This window comes from Streptomyces sp. PR69, from assembly GCF_026420845.1.
Lineage (GTDB): Bacteria > Actinomycetota > Actinomycetes > Streptomycetales > Streptomycetaceae > Streptomyces.
In genome coordinates, this window is the sequence record NZ_JAOWCB010000002.1 from 286,578 (window position 1) to 311,968 (window position 25,391).

Annotated in this window: 25 protein-coding genes; 15 read left to right on the forward strand and 10 right to left on the reverse strand. The window is 68.9% G+C overall.

The features are described from left to right. Positions 1-9 precede the first annotated feature (9 nt). The gene (locus OF819_RS03055; protein ID WP_267241716.1) at positions 10-1,791 is read left to right on the forward strand and encodes an ArnT family glycosyltransferase; all 1,782 of its coding nucleotides are present in this window, start codon (positions 10-12) and stop codon (positions 1,789-1,791) included. A 69-nt stretch (positions 1,792-1,860) separates the two neighbouring features. Here OF819_RS03055 and OF819_RS03060 read toward each other — a convergent pair whose 3' ends face one another. Next, positions 1,861-2,577 carry an NAD(P)-dependent oxidoreductase gene (locus tag OF819_RS03060; protein ID WP_267241717.1) on the reverse strand — a complete coding sequence of 239 codons (717 nt, stop codon included), beginning with the start codon at positions 2,575-2,577 and terminating at the stop codon, positions 1,861-1,863. 100 nt (positions 2,578-2,677) lie between these two features. Between OF819_RS03060 and OF819_RS03065 the strand changes: the two genes are divergently transcribed. Further along, positions 2,678-3,436: a TetR/AcrR family transcriptional regulator gene (locus OF819_RS03065; RefSeq protein ID WP_267241718.1), complete on the forward strand. Its 759-nt coding sequence runs from the start codon at positions 2,678-2,680 to the stop codon at positions 3,434-3,436. A 46-nt stretch (positions 3,437-3,482) separates the two neighbouring features. Here OF819_RS03065 and OF819_RS03070 read toward each other — a convergent pair whose 3' ends face one another. Together OF819_RS03070 and OF819_RS03075 are read right to left on the reverse strand one after the other, a co-directional pair. Next, on the reverse strand, positions 3,483-4,289 hold the full coding sequence (locus OF819_RS03070) for a class I SAM-dependent methyltransferase (protein ID WP_267241719.1): 807 nt from the start codon (positions 4,287-4,289) through the stop codon (positions 3,483-3,485). Between the two features lies 1 nt (position 4,290). Next, positions 4,291-5,541: a helix-turn-helix domain-containing protein gene (locus OF819_RS03075; protein WP_267241720.1), complete on the reverse strand. Its 1,251-nt coding sequence runs from the start codon at positions 5,539-5,541 to the stop codon at positions 4,291-4,293. Positions 5,542-5,823: 282 nt separating this feature from the next. Here OF819_RS03075 and OF819_RS03080 point away from each other — a divergent pair, with 282 nt between their 5' ends. The 3 genes from OF819_RS03080 (at position 5,824) to OF819_RS03090 (ending at position 8,236) form a co-directional block, all read left to right on the forward strand. Continuing rightward, positions 5,824-5,985, forward strand: coding sequence for a hypothetical protein (locus OF819_RS03080; protein WP_267241721.1), 162 nt, complete (start codon positions 5,824-5,826; stop codon positions 5,983-5,985). 72 nt (positions 5,986-6,057) lie between these two features. Further along, positions 6,058-7,623, forward strand: coding sequence for an asparagine synthase-related protein (locus OF819_RS03085; protein ID WP_267241722.1), 1,566 nt, complete (start codon positions 6,058-6,060; stop codon positions 7,621-7,623). Between the two features lie 34 nt (positions 7,624-7,657). Then, on the forward strand, positions 7,658-8,236 hold the full coding sequence (locus OF819_RS03090) for a GNAT family N-acetyltransferase (RefSeq protein ID WP_267241796.1): 579 nt from the start codon (positions 7,658-7,660) through the stop codon (positions 8,234-8,236). Here OF819_RS03090 and OF819_RS03095 read toward each other — a convergent pair. After that, on the reverse strand, positions 8,233-8,697 hold the full coding sequence (locus OF819_RS03095) for an SseB family protein (protein WP_267241723.1): 465 nt from the start codon (positions 8,695-8,697) through the stop codon (positions 8,233-8,235). The two genes, OF819_RS03090 and OF819_RS03095, sit on opposite strands and share 4 nt — an antisense overlap. A gap of 253 nt (positions 8,698-8,950) precedes the next feature. On the opposite strand from OF819_RS03095, the gene OF819_RS03100 reads away from it, so the two are divergent. Together OF819_RS03100 and OF819_RS03105 are read left to right on the forward strand one after the other, a co-directional pair. After that, on the forward strand, positions 8,951-9,136 hold the full coding sequence (locus tag OF819_RS03100; protein ID WP_267241724.1) for a hypothetical protein: 186 nt from the start codon (positions 8,951-8,953) through the stop codon (positions 9,134-9,136). Between the two features lie 17 nt (positions 9,137-9,153). Then, a complete protein-coding gene (locus OF819_RS03105; RefSeq protein WP_267241797.1) occupies positions 9,154-10,626 on the forward strand; it encodes a flavin monoamine oxidase family protein in 1,473 nt (490 codons plus the stop codon). 9 nt (positions 10,627-10,635) lie between these two features. Here the strand turns inward: OF819_RS03105 and OF819_RS03110 are convergent, their stop codons facing one another. Both OF819_RS03110 and OF819_RS03115 read right to left on the reverse strand, forming a co-directional pair. Next, entirely contained in the window at positions 10,636-10,920 is a 285-nt protein-coding gene (locus tag OF819_RS03110; RefSeq protein ID WP_416370462.1) for a DUF397 domain-containing protein, read from the reverse strand. Further along, entirely contained in the window at positions 10,901-11,755 is an 855-nt protein-coding gene (locus OF819_RS03115) for a helix-turn-helix domain-containing protein (protein WP_267241726.1), read from the reverse strand. Before OF819_RS03115 ends, OF819_RS03110 begins: the two co-directional genes overlap by 20 nt. 113 nt (positions 11,756-11,868) lie before the next feature. On the opposite strand from OF819_RS03115, the gene OF819_RS03120 reads away from it, so the two are divergent. The 5 genes from OF819_RS03120 to OF819_RS03140 all read left to right on the forward strand — a co-directional run bounded on the left by OF819_RS03120 (position 11,869) and on the right by OF819_RS03140 (position 16,793). Further along, complete coding sequence (locus OF819_RS03120) at positions 11,869-12,117, forward strand: hypothetical protein (RefSeq protein ID WP_267241727.1); 249 nt, start codon at positions 11,869-11,871, stop codon at positions 12,115-12,117. Beyond that, positions 12,114-12,497, forward strand: a complete 384-nt coding sequence (locus OF819_RS03125; protein WP_267241728.1) for an ATP-binding protein — start codon at positions 12,114-12,116, stop codon at positions 12,495-12,497. Before OF819_RS03120 ends, OF819_RS03125 begins: the two co-directional genes overlap by 4 nt. A gap of 229 nt (positions 12,498-12,726) precedes the next feature. Then, complete coding sequence (locus OF819_RS03130; RefSeq protein ID WP_267241729.1) at positions 12,727-14,553, forward strand: acyl-CoA dehydrogenase; 1,827 nt, start codon at positions 12,727-12,729, stop codon at positions 14,551-14,553. A 185-nt stretch (positions 14,554-14,738) separates the two neighbouring features. Further along, positions 14,739-15,395 carry a Uma2 family endonuclease gene (locus OF819_RS03135; protein WP_267241730.1) on the forward strand — a complete coding sequence of 219 codons (657 nt, stop codon included), beginning with the start codon at positions 14,739-14,741 and terminating at the stop codon, positions 15,393-15,395. A 105-nt stretch (positions 15,396-15,500) separates the two neighbouring features. Then, a complete protein-coding gene (locus OF819_RS03140) occupies positions 15,501-16,793 on the forward strand; it encodes a M18 family aminopeptidase (RefSeq protein WP_267241731.1) in 1,293 nt (430 codons plus the stop codon). Positions 16,794-16,936: 143 nt separating this feature from the next. Here OF819_RS03140 and OF819_RS03145 read toward each other — a convergent pair whose 3' ends face one another. Then, the gene (locus OF819_RS03145; RefSeq protein WP_267241732.1) at positions 16,937-17,164 is read right to left on the reverse strand and encodes a hypothetical protein; all 228 of its coding nucleotides are present in this window, start codon (positions 17,162-17,164) and stop codon (positions 16,937-16,939) included. Positions 17,165-17,177: 13 nt separating this feature from the next. Continuing rightward, on the reverse strand, positions 17,178-18,245 hold the full coding sequence (locus OF819_RS03150) for a glycosyltransferase family 2 protein (RefSeq protein ID WP_267241733.1): 1,068 nt from the start codon (positions 18,243-18,245) through the stop codon (positions 17,178-17,180). A gap of 593 nt (positions 18,246-18,838) precedes the next feature. Between OF819_RS03150 and OF819_RS03155 the strand changes: the two genes are divergently transcribed. Further along, positions 18,839-20,383 (forward strand): cellulose binding domain-containing protein, encoded by a 1,545-nt coding sequence (locus OF819_RS03155; protein WP_267241734.1) that lies wholly within the window; start codon positions 18,839-18,841, stop codon positions 20,381-20,383. Between the two features lie 22 nt (positions 20,384-20,405). On the opposite strand, the gene OF819_RS03160 is transcribed toward OF819_RS03155, so the two are convergent. Then, positions 20,406-22,244 (reverse strand): NHL domain-containing thioredoxin family protein, encoded by a 1,839-nt coding sequence (locus tag OF819_RS03160; protein WP_267241735.1) that lies wholly within the window; start codon positions 22,242-22,244, stop codon positions 20,406-20,408. Positions 22,245-22,436: 192 nt separating this feature from the next. Here OF819_RS03160 and OF819_RS03165 point away from each other — a divergent pair, with 192 nt between their 5' ends. Then, a complete protein-coding gene (locus tag OF819_RS03165) occupies positions 22,437-23,276 on the forward strand; it encodes a hypothetical protein (RefSeq protein WP_267241736.1) in 840 nt (279 codons plus the stop codon). Between the two features lie 198 nt (positions 23,277-23,474). Here the strand turns inward: OF819_RS03165 and OF819_RS03170 are convergent, their stop codons facing one another. Further along, positions 23,475-24,275 (reverse strand): carbon-nitrogen family hydrolase, encoded by an 801-nt coding sequence (locus OF819_RS03170; RefSeq protein ID WP_267241737.1) that lies wholly within the window; start codon positions 24,273-24,275, stop codon positions 23,475-23,477. 176 nt (positions 24,276-24,451) lie between these two features. Here OF819_RS03170 and OF819_RS03175 point away from each other — a divergent pair, with 176 nt between their 5' ends. Then, entirely contained in the window at positions 24,452-25,276 is an 825-nt protein-coding gene (locus tag OF819_RS03175; RefSeq protein WP_267241738.1) for a maleylpyruvate isomerase family mycothiol-dependent enzyme, read from the forward strand. Positions 25,277-25,391: the final 115 nt, after the last annotated feature.

Consider the following 25,391-nt stretch of genomic DNA (forward strand, 5'->3'; position numbering starts at 1 on the left):
GTAACTGCGATGACTCATACGGAGCCCCCGGCCGAGGCCCGGAACGGCAGCCCCCGCTTCGGCTGGTTCGACGACGACGGCAGCCACGGCGGCGATGCCGCGCCGCCCGAACCGCCGGCGCACGAACCGCCGGCGCCCGCACCGCCGGTGCACGAGGAGACCCTGCATCTGCGGGTCCTGCCGCCGCTGCCGCCGGAGGCCGACCCCGGCTTCTCCTTCGTCGAACAGCCCCTGCCCGGCTGGACGCTGCCGCCGCCCGCCCGGATGGGCTGGGCCGCCGACACCGGACGGCGACGGCGCATGGTCGGCCTGGCGCTGCTCGCCGTGATCCTGCTGGTCCAGGCCGCGCTGTCGCTGCGTCTCGACAACTCCGCCTTTGAGGACGAAGCGCTCTACATCTTCGCCGGGCATGTGCAGATCGGCCATCTCTTCTTCGGGGAAGCGGACTTCGGCGGATTCGACACCTACTTCTCCGGCGCCCCCGTCCTCTACCCCGTACTGGCGGCCGCTGTGGACTCCGTCCTCGGCCTGGCCGGCGTCCGCGCCCTGAGCCTGCTGTTCATGCTCACGGCCACCGCCTGTCTGTACGGGCTGACACGGCGGCTGTTCAACGAGCGGGCGGGGCTGTGCGCCGGCGCGCTGTTCGCCGTCTCCATGCCGACGCTCTTCCTCGGCCACCTCGCCACATACGACGCCATGGCCGTCTGCCTGCTGGGCCTGACCGCCTGGCTCCTGGTGGTGATCGCGCCGCGGCACTGGAGCCTCGCCGCGCTCATCGCGCTGGCCGCCGCGCTCGCGGTCGCCGTGAAGTACGCCTCGGCGCTGTATCTGCCCACCCTGACGCTCCTGTACGCACTGGCCGCCTACCGCCACCACGGCGTGCGCCGCGCCCTGCTGCGCGGCGGGCTCTTCGCCGCGGCCGCCGCCGCCGCGCTCGCGGTCGCGCTGCTCGGCAGCGGCTATCTGACGGCGATCCAGAGCACCACCACGGCGCGCGCCCACGGTGACACCTCCGCCTGGCAGATCCTCTATGACACCGCCCGCTGGGCGGGGCTGCTGATCGCCGTCGCCGTGATCGGCACGGTCGCCTACGCCCGCAACGCCCGGCTGAGCGAGATCCCCGGCTGGCGAAGGGCCGTCCCCGGACGGCGCTGGCGCACCTGCCTGGGCACGCTCCTCACCGGCACCGCGCTGCTCGCGCCCGCCTACCAGATCCAGCTGAGCACCGACACGTCCCTGCACAAGCACATCGGCTTCGGACTGTTCTTCGCCGCCCCCATGGCGGGCGTCGGGGTGACCCGGCTGATGGGCGCCCACTTCAAGTTCCCCCAGTGGGGCATCGCCATATGGGCCGTCGCCCTCACCCTCGGACTGAGCCAGTCCGCCGCCTCCTTCGGCAGCTGGCCGGACACCCGCTATCTGATCCCGCAGCTGTCCTACACGGTGCGTCCCGGACAGCACTGGCTCGGCGATCCGAAGGAAGCCCCGGTCTACTACCTCAGCCGCGAACGGCGCACCTCGTACCAGGACTGGGTGTCCTTCTTCTTCATCGACTACGAGACCCCCGACGGCACACACCTCTCAGGCATCCCCGGCTACCGCGCCGCCATCCGCGACGGCCACTTCGACGGCGTCGTACTGAACTACGCCGACGGCCTCCCCCCGGCCCAGCAGGCCGTCCGCCAGGAGATGCGCGCCACCGGACGCTACCGCCTCACCAGCTCACTGCCGTACCAGAGTTCCATGGGCACCGGCCACTTCGAAATCTGGCTCAGGCAGAGCACGGGCTGAGGCCCGCGCCGGCCTTCCACCGGGGGCTCCGGGCCCCGGACCCCCTGGCCTCAAGCTGCGGACGGCGGCCTACGCGCGCCCGGCCGCCCCTCCGGCGTGCGCGAGCGCGCTCGGCGTGCGGCAGCCGACAATCGCCGGGGCCTCCTGAATCAGCGCGTCATCGGTGAGCGCCTCCACCATGAACAGCGCGAAGTCCACCCGCCGCGTCAGATTGCCGGCCAGCACCGGATCGCCCACATGCCGGCTCCACACCGGCAGGCCCTGGCTCTCGCCCTCCTCCAGATCGCTGCCGCGCACCACGGTCCACCGGGTGTCGCTGGCGAACACCCTGCGGCACGCCTCCACCTGGTCGTCGATCTCGACGGCGCGCACGAGCTTGCCCAGCCGGGCGACGACCCTCAGGGCTGTTCTGAACATCCACGAGTACCGGTCCTTGCCGTCGCGCGTGATGTGCCAGCCGCAGGAGAAGACCAGGCGCGCGCCCGGCCGTGCGTGGTCCAGCACCGCCTGCGCCGTGCCGGACGAGTACTGCTGCACACCCCATGGCACCAGCACCGTCAGCACCCCGTCGCACCCGGCGACGGCACGCCGGATCACGTCCGGGTCGTTCGTGGGTCCGGGCACGACGGTCATCCGGCCCTCGAACGCGGCCAGCTTCGGCACGCTGCGCTCCCGGCACACGCCGACCACCTCGTAGCCGCGGTCCAGCGCGTGCCGGACCATGTACTGCCCGAGCTTCCCCGAAGCCCCGACGATGCAGACCTTCTTCATGTGATCCGTGCCCATGGCGCAGCCCTTTCGCCGCAGCGTCAACCTTATGCTGTAAGGCACGGTAGCCTTATGCTGTAAGGCAAGCAAGAGCAGCGAAGAAGGAGGGGCAGAGCGGATGCGCGAGGGAGGCAAGGGCCGGCGCAAGCCGCCGGGGAGCGGAACCTCGGCGGGCGGCGCTTCGGGGCGCGGGGCGACCGCGCGCGGGCGGTCGGCACGCGGCGCGCCCGCACGCACCCCGCTCAGCCGCGAGCGCGTGATCCGCACAGCGGTCGCTGTGGCAGACGAGAAGGGATCGGCCGCGCTCACCATGCGGGCCATCGCCGAACCGCTGGGCGTCGAGGCGATGTCGCTCTACCACCATGTCACGGGCCGGGAGGACATCCTCAACGGCATGGTGGACGCGGTGTTCGACGAGATCGACCTGCCGCCGCGCGACACGGACTGGAAGACCGCCATGCGCTGCCGCGCGGACTCCGCCCGCGCCGCGCTCCGCCGCCATCCATGGGCCATCGGCCTGATGGACTCCCGCACCCGCCCCGGCCCGGCGACCCTGCGCCACCACGACGCCGTCATCGGCGCACTGCGCGCCGGAGGCTTCTCCGTCCCGATGGCCGCGCACGCCTTCTCACTGATCGACAGCTATCTGTACGGCTTCGTGCTCCAGGAGCTGAGCCTGCCGTTCTCCAACTCGGCGGAGCTGGACGAGGTCGCGGACGCCATCCTGCGCGACATGCCCGCCGACGCCTACCCCCACCTCACGGAACTCGCCACCGAACACGCCCTCAAACCCGGCTACGACTACGCCGACGAATTCACCTTCGGCCTCACCCTCATCCTCGACGCCCTGCACCCGGACGAGGACACGAGCGCCTAGCCGCACATGCGGCTAGCCGTACATGCGGCGCATCGCGCGGACGGCATCAGCGTTGACAGAACAACAGACCTCCCAAGCATGTGATCTCGAATGCCCCATGGCGGTCAATGTGGGCCGTGAGAAGCTCCCGCGCCCTCGCAATGGTGTCTTCGAATGGGACACCATGCCGACCCGCCCATGCACGGTAGGACTCCATATGCGCGATCACCGGGCCGGGGTCGCGGACGGTGACGGTTCCCGGCAGCTCGACCGTCTCGACTCTGCCGAACTGCTCGCCGAGCAGCAGCGGGGCCTTCTCCAGTGAGAAACGGGCACTGAGTGAGATGCGCGATGGCCCCTTCCCAACACCCAGCACATCCCCAGCAGCCCGCTCCCAGAGCCGGTCCATCTCTTGCTTGTCATGCTGGCTGTTCGTGGACGCGATCACGACTCCGTCGCCGGTGAGGACGCGGACCAGTTCGCCGATCGCCGCGGGCATGTCCTCGACGTGGTACAGCATGTGCAGGGCGAGCGCGGCATCAACGCTCTGGTCACGGAGGGGGAGTTGTGCCGCATCGGCGACGGCCACGGGGCTCGGAACACTCGCGAGAATGCCGGGTGACACGTCGAGGCCGAGGAGTCGCAGGTCCGGCCGCTCGCTCCGCAGGCGCTGGATGAACTTGCCGTTCCCGCACCCGATGTCAGCGACCGTGCCACGGACCCAGCGGAGCCGCTCGGCGACCATGCCCGGCAGGTCGTAGCGCGGGGTCTGCCATGCGTACAGCGACTGGCGGGCGGCCAGGGCATGCTCGGTGTGGTACGCGCACCCGGCGAGCAGGGTACGGTCGGTGACGGCGGTCTCGTCATCGGTCATGTCATCGGCTCCGAGGATAGGCGGCGGGCAGGCCAAGGCCTGATGCACCGGCGTCTTTGATGCGCGCACGCAGTCGGATGGCCTGCGACGATCCACGGTACTGATGGGCCCCGAGGTCGCGGTGGAGCGCAGTGAGCCGCTTGACGATGCTCGCGGAGAGACCGGCCCGGGGGGTGTCGAGCACGCAGCCGAGAGCTGACTCGACTCCTTCTAGTTCGCCCTCCAGCATGTGCCCGCGCGCGATGTCCAGATGGGCAGCCCGCAGGTCTCCCGTCGACTGATCGTCGTCCTCGACCTTGCTGTACTCCGCCACAGCCTGGTGGGCGCTTTCCACTGCCAGGAGGATGTTGCGCCGCCCTCCGAGCGCGAGCCGAGTCGTGGCGGCATAGGCATGCTGCTTGGCAATAGGGAAGGCGAAGAGGCCAGACACCTCGTCCTCACCGCTGACCGCCCCCCGGGCATCCTCAGCCGCCCGCAGAGCCCTGGTGGTCTCCTTCGTGTCACCGACTGCAGAAAGCGCTCTGGCCTCCAGGCTCGCAAGACGCACCCGAATGCTCCCGGGGCTCATGTGCTGCTGGCCGACTCGCGCCAGCTGAACGGCCCGGAGAGGGTCGCCGTCCCAGTAGGCAATGAGAGATTCGACCGCGCGCACCCAGCCCTTCAGGCCGTTGTGGTCGGCTGCTGCAGCACACACCCAGGCCGCACGGGCATGGGTCGCAGCCGAGGAATAGTCACCCACGTCCAAGCACACATGCGCCGACAGACCGCATAGCCGTCCCGCCACCACGTACAAATCCAGCGTCTCCTTGGGCAGTTGCCGACCATGCAACAAGCTGAACACCTCGCGACGGAGGTCGCGGATGTCGGCGAACAGTTCCTCCAACGGATGACTGACGAACTGGCGTGCAAGGCGGGCAACATCACTGTCGAGCTGATGGATCACGGTCGCGTCCACGTTGCGTGCAGTAAGGAAGCGGGCGAATTGTGCCGATTCCGCAGCATCGGCAGCCAACCGTTCCCGGTCAGTCCTTCTCAGCTCAGTCGATTGCTGCTCCCAAGAGCGAGGTGTCAGCCCCAGGAGATAACCAGGGATGTGGAACGCATCGGCGATCTGTTCGAAGAGTGCAAGTTTTTCGACTCGGCTCTTGCCGTTCATGTACTCGTAAAGCCTGCCTTGAGCGATGTCCACAGCAGCGGCGATGCGGCGCGTACTGATACCCCGGTGGTTGAGCAGACGGAACACAGTGCCCATGTCCCGCTCCGTGCAAGCGGCGATGAAGCGTTGATCGCCCAGGAGCCCAGCGACAACGCCTCGCAGATCCGGCGGTCGGGTGCCCACGCGGCCCTCTCTCCAACGATGTCGGCTCTCTGATGGTAGAGCGAACCAGGCTCACATGACTCCGGGTTGGAGTCATGTCTTGGAGTCACGTGCCTACCGAGACGGCTGGTTGCCTGGCGGGGACCGGCTGACCTGGCCCTCGCCTGAGACTCACCACGCAGCCACCGAGCCACGGAGTAAGGAGTTACCGCCACTATGGACGATCTCGCGCCTCCGCCCGTACGCACTACCAGCTTCGAGAGCCTGTTCACAACGAAGGCCCATCGCAGGGTGCAGACACCGGCGGAATGCCATGAGTACAAGAAGGTCTCCGGCTCTTCGGATGGCGCCAAGACGTACGACACCACGGCCGTCTGACCCCCTTCCGCGTATCGGTGGGCGCAGCGGAGCGGCTGCCGCGCCCTCCGGCGTTGCCTCTGGAGGCACATATTGATCAAGCTGCGTCTGACCCCGTATGCGGACAGCTGTTGGGAATGGGACGGCCGTCGCTATGTCACCGCCGATGGCACGAGCGAAGTCGTCCCGTACCGGCACCCCATGCTGGAGCACATCGCCATCACCGACGGCACCCGTACGCTCCTCGTCGTACGCGAGCGCGTCTCCGGCAGGCAGCCACCCGCCACAGCCCTGCATGCCGCGTCGCCAGGTGATCTCGACAAAGCCCGTACTCTCGCCGAGCAGTGGCCGACAGACTACGTCCTGGTAGAGACCGCCGCAGAGCTCCCAGTCCGGGTGTCCGTCGGCCCTTCCGGCATCGCTCCCCTCTACGTCGCCCACGACGACAGAAGCCTGTACGGCTCCTGGGACATGGCCGACCTCGCTGACCACGCCGACGGGTTAAGCCCCCGTGAAGTCGCCCGCCTGCTGATCTACCGCCCCCGGTACAGCACCGAAACCGTGTTCCGCGGCATCAACCGGATCACCGAACGCGCCACCGCTGTCTACGGCGGCCACCTGCATATCCGCTATCCCGAACCAGCCCTGCACAGCGGGCCGCGCGACCTCCACGAGGACGCCGACGTCCTGGACGCCTTCGTGACCGCGATGGACGACGCGCTAGACATCCGCCCTCTGGACTCGGCAACCGCCGTCTTCCACCTGACAGGAGGCTTCGACTCGGGCACCGTGGCAACCCGCGCCGCTGAACGCTTCCCTCATCGGTTCGCCACATCAACGCTGCTGATTGGCGGGCCAGGCCGTGACTCCCAGCTCCGGCGTCGCAAACAGATCCGGGATGCGGTGAGTTTCCTCGGCAACGACTTCGTCGTCGACGCCATGGAACACCCACCGCTGCACCCACGGTGCGCACGGGTGCGCGGCGAGCGGATCAGTCCGTACGAGGGACCCTTGCATCACCCGTTCACCCAGCTCACCACGCTGCTGGCGGAGCACGGGACCCGCACCGTCCTCACTGGACTCGGCGGCGACGAGATGGTCGCACTGTCCCAGCAGGAGCACCCGCACAAGTCCATGGGCGAGATCGGCGATGAACTGCCGTGGGTCGGCAAGCGCGCACGGGAGGCGTTGGAGTATGCGGATGACTCAATCGCGCCGCCGGCCATCGTCAATTCCATGACGCTGCTGTCGCTGGAGACCGCCGCTCCCGTACTGCTACGCGCCGGTATCTGGCCAGTGCATCCCTTCGCCGACCCTGGCATGATCCAACTCGGTGAGTGGCTTCCCTTCCACTGGCGTGAGCTCAAGCAGCTCCAGCGCCGACGTCTGGCCACGCTCGGACTCGGCCCTGATGTCATTGAGTCCCGGGAGCGCGAGTCGTTCGCCGAAGTCGTCCAGCACACGCTCACCGCACACGCGCGCGCCTTGCTTGTCCGCATGCTGCACGAAGGATCGCCACTCTTCGAGGAGGGGCTGGTCGACGCCGACGGACTACAGCGCGCCGTGCGGCGGCTGGACACCGGCCCGTACCGGGAGGATGGCGATGCCCAGCTCCTGGAAGTCATCGACCTCCACCTCGCCACCCAAGCATTCCTGTAGCCCCAGCTCGACGAGGAGACCGGCCGTGTACGTCATGCGTCCCGCCACCGCCGACGACGCTGCCGCCATCAAGGCGGTGGTCTTCGCCCGCTCCGCATGGCTGGAGGAGCGCGGTCTGCCCAGTTGGCGCAACAGCGCGGAAAACCTGGCCGAGCAGGCGGAGAACAGCGACGGCTCGATGTGGCTCCTCGTCGAGAGCGGGACGGGACGCGTCGTGGGCTGCACGACCGTCCAGCAGCAGGCCCCGCCTTGGGGATGGACAGAACAAGAGCTCGCCGAGCCCGCCGACTACCTGTACTCGACCGTCACCGATCCCGCCGACCGAAAGCACCGGCCCGGTACCGTGATCGCGCTATGGGCCGTGGACCGAGCGGCCCGGACCGGCAGGACGTGGGTCCGGCGCGGCTGTATGTTCTCCGGCCTCGTCAGGTACTACGAGACCCAGGGCTTCCAGCTGCTCCATGAAGTCCAGCGCAGCCGCAACCGCGTCTACCTCATGGCACGCAAAGCCGAGATGTTCAGAAAACTCCGTTCGTACGTTCTCACCAAGCGCCCCCAGACGGTCGGGCCCCGGCCAGGCACCCTGCACCCGGACGAGGACACGAGCGGCTAGCCGTACATGCGGCGCATCGCGAAGTCGACCATCTGCTCAACGGCCTTCGCGTCGAAGACCATGCGGTGGTCGCCCTCCATGTCGAGGACGAAGCCGTAGCCGGTCGGCAGCAGGTCGATCACCTCGGCCCCGGTGATCACGAAGTACTTGGACTCCTTGCCCGCGTACCGCCGCAGCTGCTTCAGCGACGTGAACATGGGGATCACCGGCTGCTGGGTGTTGTGCAGCGCCAGAAAGCCCGGGTTGTCGCCCCTCGGGCAGTACACCTTCGAGGTCGCGAAGATCTGCTGGAAGTCCTCCGCGGACAGCGACCCGGTCGTGAACGCCCGCACGGCGTCGGCGAGCGACGGCGGCGACGGCTCGGGGTACAGCGGCGGCTGCTGCGCGTACCCGCCCTGCATGGGCTGCTGGGGCTGGCCGTACTGCTGCTGGGCGCCCAGGTTCTGGTCGTAGCCGTACATGGACGCAAGCGTACTGAGTCCGGCCCGCCGCCATGACCGGCGTACGGCGAGAACGGGACGCGGCCACTGCGCCCCGCGCGCAACCGGCAGCCGGATTGCGCGCCTGCCTGGCGAACGGCAGCCAATCAGCGACTACGCCTCCGAACTATGCCGCCCCAGCCCCTAGCCTGATCACCCTCTGCGACTGCCAGTGACGGTACGCAGTGACGCACGGTCAGCGACCCTCAGTTCGACAGTTCTGGAGGACAGCACCATGACCTCACGCCGCAGATTCCTCGGCATGGCCGGAGCAGCCGCCGCCACCGCGACCCTGCTGGAGATCATGACCGGAGCCGTATCCGCCGACGCCGCGCCCGCCACAGACGGCCTGTTCCGCCCGGCCGCGGCGAAGGCGACGGCAAGACCGTCGCGGTCCTCGGCGCCGGCCCCGCCGGGCTGACCGCCGCGCTGAGACTGCTGGAGGCGGGTTACGGCGTCACCGTCCTGGAGGCGACGGGCCGCGTCTGCGGGCGCACCCTCACCGCGCGCCCCGGCGACACCATCACCGAAGTCTGGGACGACGGCTCCGTCCACACCCAGACCTGCGCATTCAGCGAGGGCCTCTATCTCAACCTCGGGGCCGGCCGCATCCCGTACCACCACCGGCGGGTGATCAAGCTCTGCCGGAAGCTCAAAGTCCCCCTGGAGCCGTACATCCACACCACCACGGCCAATCTGTACCAGTCCGACCAGGCATGGCACGGCGCGCCCAAGCACAACCGCCGCATCGCCAACGACACCCGCGGCCATATCGCCGAGTACCTCGCACGGGTCGTGTCCAAGGCGTCCCAGTCCGACGACGGGCTCACCCCGCAGCAGCGCGACCGCTTTGTGAAGCTGCTCATCGGGTTCGGCGCGCTCGACAAGACCGACCGGAGCTACTCCGGCTCCACCCGTTCCGGCCTGGCCAAGCCGATCAGCGTGACGCAGATGGAGGAGCCGGCCGACCCGCTGGCGCTCAGCGATCTCCTGGCCGCCCCATTCTGGGACCACGGCTTCTACCAGGACTGCCACTGGCACTGGCATACGACCCTGTTCCAGCCGGTCGGCGGCATGGACACCATCTGGCGCATGCTGGCCGCCGCGCTGCCCAAGGGCACGATCACCTACAACGCACCCGTCGACGGCATCGCGCTGGACGGCGACGGCGTACGCGTCACCTGGACGGAAGACGGCGAGGAGCGGTCGGACCGCTTCGACTACTGCCTGAGCAACATCCCCCTCCCGGTCCTGCGGGACGGCATCGCCCTCGACGGCTTCTCCGGCGACTTCCTCACAGCCGTCAAGAAGGCTCCCTTCGCGCCCGCGTGCAAGGTCGGCTGGCAGGCCAACCGCCGCTTCTGGGAGTCCGACAAGTACGAGATCTACGGCGGCATCAGCCGTGTCGACCACGAGATCGAGCAGATCTGGTACCCGTCCAACGACTACTTCTCTCCCGACGACAAAGGCACGCTCACCGGCGCGTACTGCTCCTACGCCCGCGCGACCACGCTGGGCGACCGCCCCCACGCGGAACGGCTGCGCGTCGCCCGCGACGGCGCGACCAAGCTGCATGACGAGTTTGCCAACCACGCGATCGTGCCCGACGACCTCGGCATGTCGATCGCCTGGCACAAGGTGCCGTACATGCGGACCGCCTGGGCCGACTGGCGGCCCAGCAAGCCGGAGCACAAGGGCTGGTACTCCACCCTGATCTACCCGCAGGGCGAGAACAACCACTTCCTCGTCATCGGCGACCAGGTCTCCGCCCTGCCCGGCTGGCAGGAGGGCGCGGTGATGTCCGCGGAGTGGGCCTACGAGTGGATCACCTCGGCCAAGCCGCTGGCCCGCCGCCCGATCCGCCGGGTCCCGGACGCCCGGGAACTCACGACGGGCCAGTCCGCGGACTGACCCTTTGTGTCACTGCTCCGCCCGCAGCGCCCTGATGAACGGGGCCCAGGCGCGGGCGGAGACGGTGACGACGGGGCCGTGGGGGACCTTGGAGTCCCGCACGGGGACGAGGCCGGGGAGATGGTCGGCGACCTCGACGCAGTCGCCGCCGGAGGTGTTGCTGTAGCTGCTCTTACGCCAGCGGCCCGCGCCCGGGAAGACCTCCGCCACTTCGACGCAGTTGCCGCCAGAGGTGTTGCTGTAGCTGCTCCTACGCCAAGTGGCGCAGCTCAAGTCAACGTGTCTGCTTACCATTTCGGTAGTCCTCTGCAGTCGCCTCGATCATGGCGAGGGACGCCTCCGGCGGCAGTGCGGCGGCCCTCAGCAGATCGTATGACCTCTGATACCGCTTCACGAGCCCCGGGTCGTCCACGGTTGTTCCATGGTGCTGCGACTCCGTGTAGAAGAGCGGCGGCGCGTCGGCGAAGGTCAGCGTCATCGCGTTGCCGAGCATCAGCGGATGAGCCCCGGCATTCCACGGGAGGACCTGTGCAAGAAGTCTGCCTCGCCGCCCCAGGACGAGGACGCGCTCAAGCTGCTCGGCCATCTGTTCCGGCGGCAGGATCGGCAGCCGAAGCAGCGATTCGTGCAGGATCACCCAGTATGCGGGAGTCGTGCGGTCATCCTTGAAGAGGCTGGCCCGACTCAATCGCGCCTGGACCTTCTCCTCAGTCTTCTCGTGCTGCTCGAAGGGGCACTCCGCTCGGAACAGCGCCCGTACGTAGGCTTCCGTCTGCAACAGTCCGGGGAACACTGTCGGTGCCCACTGCTCAATGGTGTCCGCGTGCTTCTCGGCCTCCAGAATCCGCTCGAAGTACGGGGCATGGCCCCGCTTCCGCGCCTTCCGTACGTCTTCACAACGCCGCTCGAAGAAGCCGTCCGTCTTCAGCACCTGGTCCATATGCCGTGCCAGCGCCGCCGGCATGCGCCGCTCGCCCCGTTCGATCTCGCTGAGGTAGCTGACGCCGTAGAAGCTGCCCTCCACGGCCATCTGAAGCGTCAGCCCCGCCGCCTCCCGCTGGTAGCGCAACTCCGCGCCGTAGAACTCCGGGACGCTCGCCGAGCCGTCAATCTCCTTGCGCACAGCCATCAGTGATCGCCTTTCACACCCAGTGCCGTGGTCCTCAAACCCCTTCCACGGTACGGACCGCCACGCCACTGTGTGAGCGATTCGTCACAGCACGCACTGGAAGGCGTACCCCCATGACCGACACCCCCGCCAACACCAACACCGGCCCCGACCACGCCCGCGACGCCGACGCCTGCGTCGAGAGCCTCCGTGCCGCGCTCATCGCGCACGGCATCCTGCTGCCCTCGCTCCGGCTGGACCTGCCCACGTACGCGAGCTACCACGTGCCGCCGCTCGTCGCGCTGGGCAACTGCAACCTCGCCACCGCGCGGCGGCTGACGGAAGCGCTGGAACAGTCGGCCGTCGCGGACGGCGATCGATGAGGCCGCTCACGCTCGACCTGCTGGCCCTCCCCAAGGCGGTCCCCGAGCTGCGCCGCGCGGTCAGCGGGCACCTCGGGCGGCCCTGCCCAGACGTACAGCTCTGCCTGACGGAGCTGGTCACGAACGTCATCACGCACCTCGGGGAGGGCACCCCGGTGACCGTCCGGATCGCATCCACCGCGGACGGCGGCCGCACCCGCATCGAGGTGACCGACCCGGACCCCCACGCCTGGCCGGCGCCCCGGCGCGCCGCCGGCAGCGACGAGTCGGGCCGCGGCCTCGCACTGCTCGCGGCCACCGCGAGCCGCTGGGGCGTCACGCACGGCCCGGCGGCCAAAACGGTCTGGTGCGAAGTGCCCGGCAGGTCGCCGTCCAGGTGAGCGCGATCGCGTCACCGGGGGTGGCACAGCGTCGTCCGGCGGCAGACGGACCGCCGGAAACCGGCCACCCCCCGCGACCGCACGACGACCCTCCGTACCGGTTCCGGCGAGGCGCGTCACAGATGCCCGGAAGGGGTTGCTTCTTATTACCGACGGGTAGCATCATCGGAGCTACTTGCTGGTATGCAAATGAGGAACCCTGCCTCCCGATCCTTACGGAGCCGTCGCCATGGGGCACTACAAGTCGAATCTCCGCGACATCGAGTTCAACCTCTTCGAGGTGCTCGGCCGCGACAAGCTGTACGGCACCGGCCCGTTCGCGGAGATGGACGTCGAGACCGCCAAGAGCATTCTTGAGGAGATCGCGCGCCTCGCGGAGAACGACCTGGCCGCGTCCTTCGAGGACGCCGACCGGAATCCGCCGGTCTTCGACCCGGAGACCAACACCGCGCCGGTGCCCGCGTCCTTCAAGAAGAGCTACCAGGCGTTCATGGACTCCGAGTACTGGCGGCTCGGCCTGCCCGAGGAGATCGGCGGCACCACCTCGCCGCGCTCGCTGATCTGGTCGTACGCGGAGCTGCTGCTCGGCTCGAACCCGGCGATCTGGATGTACTCGTCCGGCCCCGCCTTCGCGGGCATCCTCTTCACGGAGGGCAACGAGGTCCAGAAGAAGATCGCGCAGATCGCGGTCGAGAAGCAGTGGGGCTCCACCATGGTCCTCACCGAGCCGGACGCCGGCTCGGACGTCGGCGCGGGCCGGACGAAGGCCGTGCAGCAGGAGGACGGCTCCTGGCACATCGAGGGCGTGAAGCGCTTCATCACGTCCGGTGAGCACGACATGTCGGAGAACATCCTCCACTACGTGCTGGCGCGTCCCGAGGGCGCGGGCCCGGGCACCAAGGGCCTGTCCCTGTTCCTCGTCCCGAAGTACCACTTCGACTTCGAGACCGGCGAGCTGGGCGAGCGCAACGGCGTGTACGCCACCAACGTCGAGCACAAGATGGGCCTCAAGGCCTCCAACACCTGCGAGATGACGTTCGGCGACAAGCACCCCGCCAAGGGCTGGCTGATCGGCGACAAGCACGACGGCATCCGCCAGATGTTCATGATCATCGAGTTCGCGCGGATGATGGTCGGCACGAAGGCCATCGCCACGCTGTCCACCGGCTACCTGAACGCGCTGGAGTACGCCAAGGAGCGCGTCCAGGGCTCGGACCTGGTGAACTTCATGGACAAGACCGCGCCCAAGGTCACCATCACCCACCACCCCGACGTCCGCCGCTCGCTGATGACGCAGAAGGCGTACGCCGAGGGCATGCGGGCGCTGGTGCTCTACACCGCCTCCCTCCAGGACGACATCGCCCTCAAGGAGGCCGCGGGCGAGGACGCCAAGCAGCTCGTCGCGCTGAACGACCTGCTCCTGCCGATCGTGAAGGGCTACGGCTCCGAGAAGTCGTACGAGCAGCTCGCCCAGTCCCTGCAGACCTTCGGCGGCTCCGGCTATCTGCAGGAGTACCCGATCGAGCAGTACATCCGCGACGCCAAGATCGACACCCTGTACGAGGGCACGACCGCGATCCAGGGCCAGGACTTCTTCTTCCGGAAGATCGTCCGCGACCAGGGCCAGGCGCTGAACGCCCTCTCCGAGGAGATCAAGAAGTTCCTGGCGGTCGGCACCGGCGGCGAGGAGCTGGCCCCGGCCCGCGACGCGCTCGCCAAGGCCGCGGTGGACCTGGAGGCGATGGTCGGCGCGATGACCAACGACCTCATCGCCACCGGCGACGACGTCAAGAACATCTACAAGGTGGGCCTGAACACCACCCGCCTGCTGATGGCCTCCGGCGATGTCGTGGTCGCCTATCTGCTGCTGCGCGGCGCGGCCGTCGCCGCGGAAAAGCTGCAGACCGCCTCCGCCAAGGACAAGGCGTTCTACGAGGGCAAGATCGCCGCCGCGAAGTTCTTCGCCGCGAACGTCCTGCCGCACGTCTCCGTCGAGCGCGCGCTCGCCGAGGGCGTGGACAGCGCGCTGATGGACCTGGACGAGGCCGCGTTCTGACGGCTCAGACGGCTCAGAGGGCTCAGACGGCTCTCGCCGCTTGATCACGGGCGGCCCGCCTCCGGCACGAAACGGAGGCGGGCCGTCCGTCTTTCTCCTCGGCTCACACCGCCGCCGTTCCCCGTTCGGGTGACCTTGTGTCGTATCGCCTGGGTAGGCTGAGTACACGGCCGAGAATCCCGTCCATGGGAGGAACCATGACCGCCGAAGCACTGCCCGACTCGCAGAACCGGCAGCCGGACGGCTCCACGCGTCGGCTCCGGCAGGCGAAGAGTTCCAAGTGGCCGGTACCGCCTGCCGGCGGATACACCGTGGACGACTTCTTCGCGCTCGAAGACCTCCCGCCGCATACCGAGCTGATCGACGGGAGCCTGGTTTTCGTGAGTCCGCAGCGCAACTTCCACACGCTGGCGATGTATTTGCTGGAGAGCGGGCTGCGGCAGACCGTCCCCGAGCATCTGCGGGTACGCCGGGAGATGGCCGTCGTGCTCGGCAAGCGCAACGCCCCCGAGCCGGACATCCTCGTGGTCAAGGCGGAGGCCGTGACCGGCCAGCGGCAGACCCGTTTCAACGCGGAGGACGTCGTCCTCGCCGTGGAGGTGGTCTCCCCCGACTCCGAGGACCGGGACCGCGACACCAAGCCGCACAAGTACGCCGGCGCGCGCATCCCCTACTTCTGGCGGGTCGAGATGGTGGGCGACCACGACCGGCCAATGGTGTGCACCTATCAGTACGACCCGGTGACCAAGGCCTACGTCAGCACCGGCACCCATCACGACCGGCTCAAGCTCCCCGTCCCCTACGACATCGACATCGACCTCTCCGCCTTCGACGCGCTGTAGAACGGCCCCAGACGGCCTTCGCGCACCGGCCCCGGGTTCCGGCCGACCCGCCGGGGCCCCGCAACCGCTTGGAGGCGTTGGCCCGACGCCTCTTAGGCTGAGCGCATGAGCAGAACACCCGCCCGGTTCGACCGCGGCCACACCGACGACCTTCTGTCCTTCCTGGCGGCCGGGCCCTCGCCGTACCACGCCGTGGCCGCCGCCGCCGAGCGGCTGGAGAAGGCCGGTTTCCGGCAGGTGCGGGAGACGGACGCCTGGGACGGGTCGAGCGGCGGGAAATACGTGCTGCGGGGCGGGGCGGTCATCGCCTGGTACGTGCCCGAGGGGGCCGAACCGCACACGCCGTTCCGGATCGTCGGCGCGCACACCGACTCCCCGAACCTCCGGGTCAAGCCGCTGCCGGACTCCGGTGCGCACGGCTGGCGGCAGATCGCCGTCGAGGTGTACGGCGGAACGCTGCTCAACACCTGGCTCGACCGCGATCTGGGCCTGGCCGGGCGGCTCACACTGCGCGACGGCACCGAGCAGCTGATCAACGTGGACCGGCCGCTGCTGCGGGTGCCGCAGCTCGCGATCCACCTCGACCGGCAGGTCAACGAGGGCCTCAAGCTCGACCGGCAGAAGCATATGCAGCCGGTCTGGGGCCTCGGAGAGGTCGGGGAAGGCGATCTGATCCGCTTCCTGGAGCAGGAGGCGGGGCTGGCGCGGGGCTCGGTCACCGGCTGGGACCTGATGACGCACTCCGTGGAGCCGCCCGCATACCTCGGCCGGGACCGGGAGCTGGTCGCGGGTCCGCGCATGGACAACCTGATCTCAGTGCACGCCGGGACGGCGGCCCTGACCGCCGCGGCCGCCTCCGGAGACCTCTCGTACATCCCCGTGCTGGCCGCCTTCGACCACGAGGAGAACGGCTCGCAGTCCGACACCGGCGCGGAGGGGCCGCTGCTCGGCTCGGTGCTGGAGCGTTCGGTCTTCGCACGCGGCGGGAACGTCGAGGACCGGGCCCGCGCCTTCGCCGGGACGATCTGCCTGTCGTCGGACACCGGTCACGCGGTGCACCCCAACTACAGCGAGCGCCACGACCCGACACATCTGCCGCGCGCCAACGGCGGTCCCATCCTCAAGGTCAACGTCAATCAGCGGTACGCAACCGACGGCAGCGGGCGCGCCGTGTTCGCGGCGGCCTGTGAGAAGGCCGGGGTGCCCTGGCAGACCTTCGTGTCGAACAACGCGATGCCCTGCGGCACCACCATCGGGCCGATCACAGCGGCCCGGCACGGCATCCGGACCGTCGACATCGGCGTGGCGATCCTGTCCATGCACAGCGCCCGCGAACTGTGCGGCGCGGACGACCCGCATCTGCTGGCCAACGCGCTGACGGCGTTCCTGGAAAGCTGAGAAACCGGGGGCAGGAGGGCGTCGCAAGGGGTGCCAACAGGCAGCCACCGCAGGAGCGTCAGGGGCCGACATGCCCTCCGGCGCTTCTGCGGTGCGTTCCCGCTCTCCGCGCGGGGTTGGCATGACGCCTTCAGGAAAGGCGACTACCTCGCGGAACCGGCCAGCCTGCCGGCGCGCCGACCTGTCGCGCCCACGGCGACGCGACGATCCCTGCGGCGTCGCCTGATGGACGCCGCATAGCCGAGCAGCGACAGCACGACGATCGTGATGCTGAAGTAGAGCAACAGCGTGTAGATGTCCGCCACTCGGGTCATCGCATAGGCGAGGCCCGCGATGATCGCGCAGACCCCCAGGCCCTTCAGGGAATTCATCGGTCTCCTTGGCTCACTTCCACGCGGAAACGCGGGTCACGTAGGACTTCACGATGGACGACACCAGCCAGTAAGCCCGCACCACCGTGTACACCAACTCAGGGATCAGCAGCGCCTCAACGAGCATTGCCTTCCAGCCGAGATTCCGTACCCGGAGCGCGGGATAGATGATCCAGAAAGAGATGAGCAGCAGGAACAGCGACTTGTGCGAGATGCCGTACTTCGCGGCCAGCACGACCTGTGTCGTGCCCCACCCGAGGATGTAGACGAAGCCGAGGAGCCCCAGAATCAGGGTGACGATGGAGTGCCAGGTGAACTTCGTCCAGCCGCGGCCGCGCAGGGTGTCCACGGTGCCCCGGCTCCATCGTTCTCGCTGCTGGATCAATTCACGCAGCGTGGGCATGAGGTCGGTGTACGCGATGCAGAGCTGGTTGGCCGTCACCTTCCAGCCCGACTCCTTGAGCGCCAGCGTGGTCTCGTAGTCCTCGACCAGATTCCTGTGGTCTTCCCAGAAGACCTCGCCCCGCCAGTCGAGCAGTCCCTGCAGGGCCTCCGCCCGGTAGAAGGAGCCCGCCCCGGACATCGTGTGGACGTCTCTGCGGTAGCGCGCGTTGGCGGCCCGTCCGTACTCGATGATCTGCATGCCGAGGAGGAAGCGCTGCCATGGGTTGCGCCACAGGTCGGTGCGGCCCAGGCAGGCCGCGCTCACGCCGCCGAGTTCGGGGTCGGACGCGATGACGTTGCGGGCCCGCTCGATGAACTTCGTGTGGAGCTCGGTGTCGGCGTCCATGACGAGGACGTGCCCGACCCTGCCGTTCAGCCGGCCGCCGACGGACTGCCGGAGCCAGTCGAGGCCGTAGTTGAGGGCTCCCGCCTTCTTGTGCGGGTTGTTGGCGAAGTTCAGTACGACCGTGGGCGGCGTGTTGGCGTCGTCCGCGAACTGACGGGCGAATTCCTCAGTGCGGTCAGTCGAGTTGTTGACCACCACGATGATGAGGTCGGGACGGTGGCTCTGCGCGGACAGGGACTCAAGTGAGGTGAAGACCCCGACCTCTTCATTCCGCGCGGGAACGAGGACCACGGTTTCGTAGATGAATGTGCCGGGGGCCTCGGTGTGCGAGCCGCGCCCTCTGCGGTGCCGACTGCGCGATCCGCGACGCGATTCCGTGCGCGATCTGCGCACAGCGTTGCGCGACAAGTCCCTCTCCCCCGTCAAACGTTGAATGTGCAGAGCCCACACATCACCCTGTCCCCGTGAAGGCTCCCCAGAAAATACCTCATATGTGCGGCGTCCATGGATCTCGATCAACGCGCCCGACGTGCACCGATGGTCACGCAGGCGGACTCAACACCCCGCTGCCGACTTGCAAAACAGGGATATTTCGTGCGCCACCGGCACCGAGAGTCACATCGAGAAGTGACGGAAGTCACTGCACAATACGGAACCGTAACCACGAATTCCGAATCCCCGCCGCGTCGTCAGCCCTCTTGAAGTATGCGCCGAGCGGCCACAACCCGGCAGCACGCGGCGGAGCCGACGAACTCACACGCTTATCGGCGGTTCACGCACGCCGGTGAACCTTGGCTACCATGACGCCCCAAAATGACCATTCGCATATCTGATGCGTGGCGTGCGCATCCAGCGCCGTCAGTACATCTCGCCAAGGAGCCTCCGTGAGCCGTCGCCGCACCCGTTCCCACTCGCGCGTGCGGGGCGCGCTCAGTTCACTGCTGCTCCTGGGCATACTCGCGGGCGGCGGCACGGCCATCTACAAGTGGCAATTCGCCGATTCGTCTGCCGCTGAGTCCGCCACGCTATCCGTTCGTTACCGGACCGATACGCCGGCCTCGGCCGATGTGGCCAAGCCATGGCTGGAAGTCAAGAACAACTCCGGGAAAACCGTGGAGTTGAGCGACGTGACACTCCGGTACTACTTCACGGCAGATGACGCCTCGGCGTACGGGTCCAACTGCGTCCAGACGTCCCTCGGCTGCACAAGCCTCACCCAGAGGATCAAAAAGATCGACGCGCCCGCCGGCGCGACGTCCACCGCGGACCACTACCTGGAGGTCGGGTTCACAGCGGCGGCCGGCAGCCTGGCGCCAGGCGGAACAAGCGAGGGGATCGGCCTCCAGCTCTACCGGCTGGACCGCGAGAAGCTGGATCAGGCGGACGACCGCTCGTTCAACGCCGAGTACTCCCATTACACACCGTCGAAGCTGGTCACCGCGTATCTGCGCGGCACGCTCGCCTGGGGTGAGGAGCCGGATGGCGCCACCCCCGCACCGCCGGCACAGGATTCCCCCTCCCCCGCCGCGGGGCCGGCCGTGGCTGCGCCGCGCGACGGCGTCCTGTTCGACGACTTCAACTACACCGGCCCCGACGACCCCGCCCTCTCTGCCAACGGCTGGCAGATCCGCGACAGCGCAGGGGGACCGGGAGTCCGCGACAGCTGGACGAAGTCAGGCGTCAGCTTCCCTGTCCCGTCATCCGGCCTGCCGTCGGACGAGTCGTCGTCATCGGAGTCCGGGGAGACCGGGGAGACCGACCGGGAGGAAGCCGGTGCGGGCGGTCAGGGCGGTCAGGGCGGTCAGGCCCTGCAACTGCGGGCCAGCACCGACGGGACCAAGGGCGGCACCCGCCAGGTCGAGCTGCAGAGCAGCGACCCCGTCTTCTTCACGGGAACCCTCGCCGCCCGGGTCTATCTCACCGACAAGCCCACCAGCGGCCTCGACGGCGACCACATCAGCCAGTCCTTCTTCACGATCTCGCCCGATCACACATCGACCAAGTACAGCGAACTCGACTACGAGTACATGCCCAACGGCGGATGGGGTGCGCCGGGCCCCAGGCTCGACACCACGAGCTGGCGTAACAGCCAGAAGGGAGACCGGGTCACCAGCGCCAGCACCAAGAGCCTTGAGGGCTGGCACACCATGGTGATCACCGCCGTGGACGGGAAGGCGACCTACTCCATCGACGGACGCAAGCTGTTCACCAGCGGCAGCAGGCACTTCCCGCGGGAGAGCATGGGCATCCGCTTCAGCTCGTGGTTCATCGACCTGCCCTTCCAGGGGGAGCGCCGCACCTGGGACATGCAGGTCGACTGGCTCTACTACCAGGCTGACAAGGCAGTCTCGCTGGAGGATGTCCACAAGGCCGTGACCGGTTTCGCCGCCGACGGCACCGGCTATGTGAACACCCTCCCCAAGCCCTGACTCCGCGGGGCCGGGCCCCCGGTCACCCCTGGTCGTCCATCCCGGCCAGCACCAGGGGCAGCCGGGAGGCCCCGCCCTGCGTCACCGTGACCGGGACGCCCCAGTCCTGCTGGTGCACATGGCACGCCGGATATTGGTTGTCCGGGTCGTCGTCGCAGGACGCGGCCATCGCGGAGACATGCAGCACGCCCTCCCCGGCCTCCGCGTTCAGCTCCAGCTCACGGCTCAGATCGGTGCCCTGCCCGGCCCCGTCGGTCAGCAGCTCCGGCGGGGTCGCGGAGACCAGCAGCCGGGTGGAGGGGCCAAAGCGGGTGTCCAGCTTCTGGCCGGGCGGGGCCTGGAAGATCACGTCGAGCCGCAGGGTCCCGGGGGCGACCTCGGTCGCCGCGCGCTGGGTGCGGTGCGCCACCGCCTCCACGCGCACCGCCTCCTCCGGGAGCCGCAGCCGGGTCAGCCGGTGCCGTCCCGACTCGACGACCACGATGTCGCCGCCGGCCAGCACCGCGCCGCTGGGCTCGCGCAGATCCGTGGCCAGCGTGGTCACCTCGCCGGTGGCGGGGTCGTAGCGGCGCAGGGCGTGGTTGTAGGTGTCGCTGACCGCGACCGACCCGTCCGGCAGGGCGGTCACTCCCAGCGGATGCTGCAGCAGCGCCTGCCCGGCCGCGCCGTCCCGGTGCCCGAAGTCGAACAGGCCCGTGCCGACCGCCGTGTGGACGACGCCCTCCGTATCGATCCAGCGCAGCGCGGACGTCTCCGAGTCGGCGATCCACAGCCGGTCCCCGGCGGCCGCGAGCCCGGACGGCTGCGCGAACCAGGCCTCGGCGGCGGGCCCGTCCACCAGACCCTCGTTCGTGGTGCCCGCCGCGGCCTGCACCGTCCCCGCCTCCGGGTCGTAGGTCCACAGCTGGTGCACCCCGGCCATCGCGATCCACAGCTTCCCGTCCCACCAGGCCACGTCCCACGGCGACGACAGCGACACCTCAAGGGCCGGTCCGGCGGCCGGCTCGCCCTGCCACCACTGGCGGCCGGTCCCGGCGAGCGTTTCGACAGCCCCGCTCCCGGGGTCATACGCACGGATGCGGTGGTTGACGGTGTCGGCGACCGCGACCCGGCCGTCGGGCAGCAGCGCAAGCCCCTGCGGCTCCTTGAAGTCCCCTTCGCCGATCCTGCGCACCACGCTCTCGCCGTCCTCGGCGAGCTCGACGAGCTGGCAGCGGGTGGAGTCCGAGACGAGGAAGTGCCCGGACGGCAGCGCCAGCGCCTTGCCGGGGAACCGCAGATCCGTCGCGACGGGCTCCGGCGGCACATAGGGCCCGTCGCCGCGCCGCAGCGTCCCCTTGGCCTCATGCTCGGCCTCCAGCTCCGCCACCAGCGCCGCGATGGCATGCGCATGCCCCTCGCCCGCGTGCTGGGCGACCACATACCCCTCGGGGTCGATCACCACGAGCGTCGGCCACGCCCGCACGGCGTACTGCTTCCAGGTCGCCAGCTCCGGGTCGTCGAGCACGGGGTGGTGCACCTGGTACCGCTCGACGGCGTCCACGACGGCCTGGTGGTCGGCCTCGTGCACGAACTTCGGCGAGTGAACCCCGACGATCACCAGCGTGTCGCGGTGCTTCTCTTCCAGTTCCCGCAGCTCATCCAGGACGTGCAGGCAGTTGATGCAGCAGAAGGTCCAGAAATCCAAGATCAATATGCGACCTCGGAGATCGGCGAGCTTCAGATCCTTCCCGCCGGTATTCAGCCAGCCGCCCTTGCCGGCCAGCTCAGGGGCGCGGACGCGGGCGCGGCGGGGCGGCGGCGAGGCAGCAGAGGCGGGGGAAGCGGCGGGAACGGAGGAGGCGGCCGAGGCAGCATTCATGGGAACAAGGGTGCCATTGCGGTGCGGGGGCCCGGACTCCGGATGGGTGAGCAAGGGAGGACGCTTGGGGCATTTCTCCGGGACAATTGCCCTGTGGCTGGTTCATTTCGCGCACCCTGTCGGGTTGCTCCACCGGCCCGATAGAGCTTCATGCGCAGCAGTAATGCCCCCAGCCCAACGGAGGTGCGCTCCATGACGCCAGACCCGACCGGCGCGTCGGAGGAGACGCCCGGCAAGAGCCGGTTCGACGACATCTACAACGAGCCCGACCCGCGGCCGTACTTCCGGCGGCTGCAGCCCTTCGAGTACGAGATTCCGCACCAGGCCCAGGACGTCTTCCGGCGGGTCCTGGCCGAGCGGGCCAGGGCGCCCGGCGCCGAAGGCCCGGTGACGGTGCTCGATCTGTGCTGCTCATACGGGGTGAACGCGGCGCTGCTCAACCATGACCTCACGCTCGCCGACCTGTATGCGCACTACACCGGTCCTGAGGCGGCCTCCCTCACCCCGGCGGAGCTGATCGAACGGGACAAGGAGTTCTACGCCTCGCGCCGGCACTCCGACGCCGTCCCCGTCATCGGCCTCGACGCCGCGGACCGGGCGGTGCGCTACGCCCAGGCGGTGGGGCTCCTCGACGCGGCGTTCGCGGAGAATCTGGAGCGACATCCGCCCAGCGACCGGCTCCGCAAGACCCTGGCCGGCGTCGACCTGATCACGGTCACGGGAGGCATCGGCTATGTCACCCACACCACGTTCGACGCGCTGATGTCCGGCACCACGCCGGGGCGCGTCTGGGTCAGTGCGTTCGCCCTGCGGACCGTCTCGTACGACGCGATCGCCGCGACGCTCGCGGAGCACGGTCTGACGACGGTGTCGGACCCGTCGCAGGTGTATCCGCAGCGCCTGTTCACCGGGCCGGAAGAAAAGCGCAACGCCCTCGAACAGCTCCGGCTGACCGGGCATGACCCGGCGGGGCTGGAGAGCGAGGGCCGGTACTACACCCTGCTGTACGAATCCCGCCCCCGCCGGGCATAACGGCGCAGGTCAGGCGTACGGCACCCGCAGGCCGCGCGGCACCGGCGCGGGTCGGACGCGCGACACCGGCCGACGCGCTGCACAGGCCGACGCGCTGCACAGGTCGACGCACTGCACCGGCCGACGCACAGCGCGGGTTCAGATCCGCGGCGCCGGGCAGGACGAGAGGCGCGAGCCGGACGCGGGGCGCGCCGCCGGTCAGGACGCGGGGCGCGGGGGCTCAACGCCCAGCACCCGGTCCTTCAGCGCCGGGAACTGCTCCCGCGTCGCCGCCACCTTCGCCGCGTCGAGCTCGACGGTCAGGACCTCCTCCGCCGTGCCCGCCTCGGCGAGCACCTCGCCCCACGGGTCGACGGCCAGGCTGTGCCCGGCCTGTTCCACCCCGGCGTGCGTGCCCGTCGTGCTGCACGCCAGCACATACGCCTGATTCTCGACGGCGCGGGCGCGGGCCAGCAGCGTCCAGTGCCCGCGCCGCCGGGCAGGCCAGCCCGCGGGCACGACAAAGCCCTGCGCGCCCGCGTCCGTCAGCTGCCGGAACAGCTCGGGGAAGCGCAGGTCATAGCAGGTGGCAAGGCCCAGGGTCAGCTCGGGCAGTGCCACCGTCTCCGGCGTCGTGCCCGCGCCCATCAGCGTGGCCTCGCCCTGGTCGAACCCAAAGCGGTGGATCTTGCGATAGGCGGTGACCCGCTCACCGGCCGGGCTGTAGACGAGCGAGGTGTTGTAGAGCGTGCCGTCCGCGGCCCGCTCGACGATCGAGCCCGCGTGCAGCCAGACCCCCGCGTCGCTCGCCGCCTTCGCCATCGCCTCGTGGGTCGGGCCGTCCAGCGGCTCCGCCTCCTCGGCGAACGCCTCGTACGCAAACGCGCCCACCGGCCACAGCTCCGGAAGGATCACCAGATCGACGCCTGACTGTTCCCGTACGAGCGAAGCCACTCGCTGCCGCCGGGAGTCGACCGATTCCTCCGGGTTTACCGCGATCTGCATCAGCGAAGCGCGCACACTACCACCGTCCTGGCATTCGAGCCGTCAACTCGGGCCTACGATCGTCACACGAAAGCTATGCCACTGCCCTGCCGGGCAGCGTAATTTAACTGTCGAAGCTGCCACCCGCCCCCCACACGACACTGTGTCCCGCCGAATCCGCTGTATCACCCGCTGAACCGCCGAGGGGTCCCGTGACCGTCCATTCCAGCCTCCAGACCTACGCCGATGCCTGGACCCACTCCATCGAAGCGATATCCGAGCTGGTGACGCCACTGGCCGAGAGCGAATGGAATCAGCCAACTCCCTGCCCGGGCTGGTCGGTGCGCGACGTCGTCTCCCACATCATCGGCATGGAGTGCGAGACGCTGGGCGATCCACGGCCGATCCACACGCTGCCGCGCGATCTGTTCCATATGCAGGGCGAACTGGCCCGCTATATGGAGGTGCAGGTCGATGTGCGGCGGCACCACACCGCGCCGGAGATGCTCGCCGAGCTGGAGTACACGATCATCCGCCGGGCCCGGCAGCTGCGCAATGAGAACCGCGCCCCCGACACCAAGGTCCGCGCCCCGCTCGGCGCTGAGCAGACCCTGGAACTGGCCATGAAGATGCGGGCGTTCGACGTCTGGGTGCATGAGCAGGATCTGCGGACGACCCTCGGCCAGCCGGGCAATCTGGACTCCCCCGGCGCGCATGTCGCCCGCGACGTCCTGCTGAGCGGTCTGCCGCGCGTGGTCGCCAAGGATGCGGGCGCACCGCCGAATTCGGCGGTGGTGGTGGATGTGCACGGCCCGCTCGAGTTCCTGCGCACGGTCCGCGTCGACGAGAACGGCCACGGCACGATCGACGGCTCGCCCTCGCTCGGTCCGCTGGTGACGCTCGCGATGGACTGGGAGACGTATATGCGGCTCGCCTGCGGACGGGTGCGGGCGGGCGCCGTGGAGGACAAGGTCAAGGTGGAGGGCGACGGGGCGCTGGCGACGGCGATCCTGAACAAGTTCGCGCTCACCCCGTAACGGGGGCTCCGCCCCCGGACCCCCGCGCCTCAATCTCCCCCAGCTACCGCTGGGAGGTGCCCCCAGGCGAGGCTTGATGTGCGCCTCACATGCCGGGCACGGCTGGGATTTGAGG

Bases quoted from the DNA above. Each gene is read 5' to 3' on its own strand.
- OF819_RS03055 (WP_267241716.1), top strand. From the start codon at position 10: ATGACTCATACGGAGCCCCCGGCCGAGGCCCGGAACGGCAGCCCCCGC.
- OF819_RS03060 (WP_267241717.1), bottom strand. From the start codon at position 2,577: ATGGGCACGGATCACATGAAGAAGGTCTGCATCGTCGGGGCTTCGGGG.
- OF819_RS03065 (WP_267241718.1), top strand. From the start codon at position 2,678: ATGCGCGAGGGAGGCAAGGGCCGGCGCAAGCCGCCGGGGAGCGGAACC.
- OF819_RS03070 (WP_267241719.1), bottom strand. From the start codon at position 4,289: ATGACCGATGACGAGACCGCCGTCACCGACCGTACCCTGCTCGCCGGG.
- OF819_RS03075 (WP_267241720.1), bottom strand. From the start codon at position 5,541: ATGGGCACTGTGTTCCGTCTGCTCAACCACCGGGGTATCAGTACGCGC.
- OF819_RS03080 (WP_267241721.1), top strand. From the start codon at position 5,824: ATGGACGATCTCGCGCCTCCGCCCGTACGCACTACCAGCTTCGAGAGC.
- OF819_RS03090 (WP_267241796.1), top strand. From the start codon at position 7,658: ATGCGTCCCGCCACCGCCGACGACGCTGCCGCCATCAAGGCGGTGGTC.
- OF819_RS03095 (WP_267241723.1), bottom strand. From the start codon at position 8,697: ATGTACGGCTACGACCAGAACCTGGGCGCCCAGCAGCAGTACGGCCAG.
- OF819_RS03100 (WP_267241724.1), top strand. From the start codon at position 8,951: ATGACCTCACGCCGCAGATTCCTCGGCATGGCCGGAGCAGCCGCCGCC.
- OF819_RS03110 (WP_416370462.1), bottom strand. From the start codon at position 10,920: ATGGTAAGCAGACACGTTGACTTGAGCTGCGCCACTTGGCGTAGGAGC.
- OF819_RS03115 (WP_267241726.1), bottom strand. From the start codon at position 11,755: ATGGCTGTGCGCAAGGAGATTGACGGCTCGGCGAGCGTCCCGGAGTTC.
- OF819_RS03120 (WP_267241727.1), top strand. From the start codon at position 11,869: ATGACCGACACCCCCGCCAACACCAACACCGGCCCCGACCACGCCCGC.
- OF819_RS03125 (WP_267241728.1), top strand. From the start codon at position 12,114: ATGAGGCCGCTCACGCTCGACCTGCTGGCCCTCCCCAAGGCGGTCCCC.
- OF819_RS03130 (WP_267241729.1), top strand. From the start codon at position 12,727: ATGGGGCACTACAAGTCGAATCTCCGCGACATCGAGTTCAACCTCTTC.
- OF819_RS03135 (WP_267241730.1), top strand. From the start codon at position 14,739: ATGGGAGGAACCATGACCGCCGAAGCACTGCCCGACTCGCAGAACCGG.
- OF819_RS03140 (WP_267241731.1), top strand. From the start codon at position 15,501: ATGAGCAGAACACCCGCCCGGTTCGACCGCGGCCACACCGACGACCTT.
- OF819_RS03145 (WP_267241732.1), bottom strand. From the start codon at position 17,164: ATGAATTCCCTGAAGGGCCTGGGGGTCTGCGCGATCATCGCGGGCCTC.
- OF819_RS03160 (WP_267241735.1), bottom strand. From the start codon at position 22,244: ATGAATGCTGCCTCGGCCGCCTCCTCCGTTCCCGCCGCTTCCCCCGCC.
- OF819_RS03165 (WP_267241736.1), top strand. From the start codon at position 22,437: ATGACGCCAGACCCGACCGGCGCGTCGGAGGAGACGCCCGGCAAGAGC.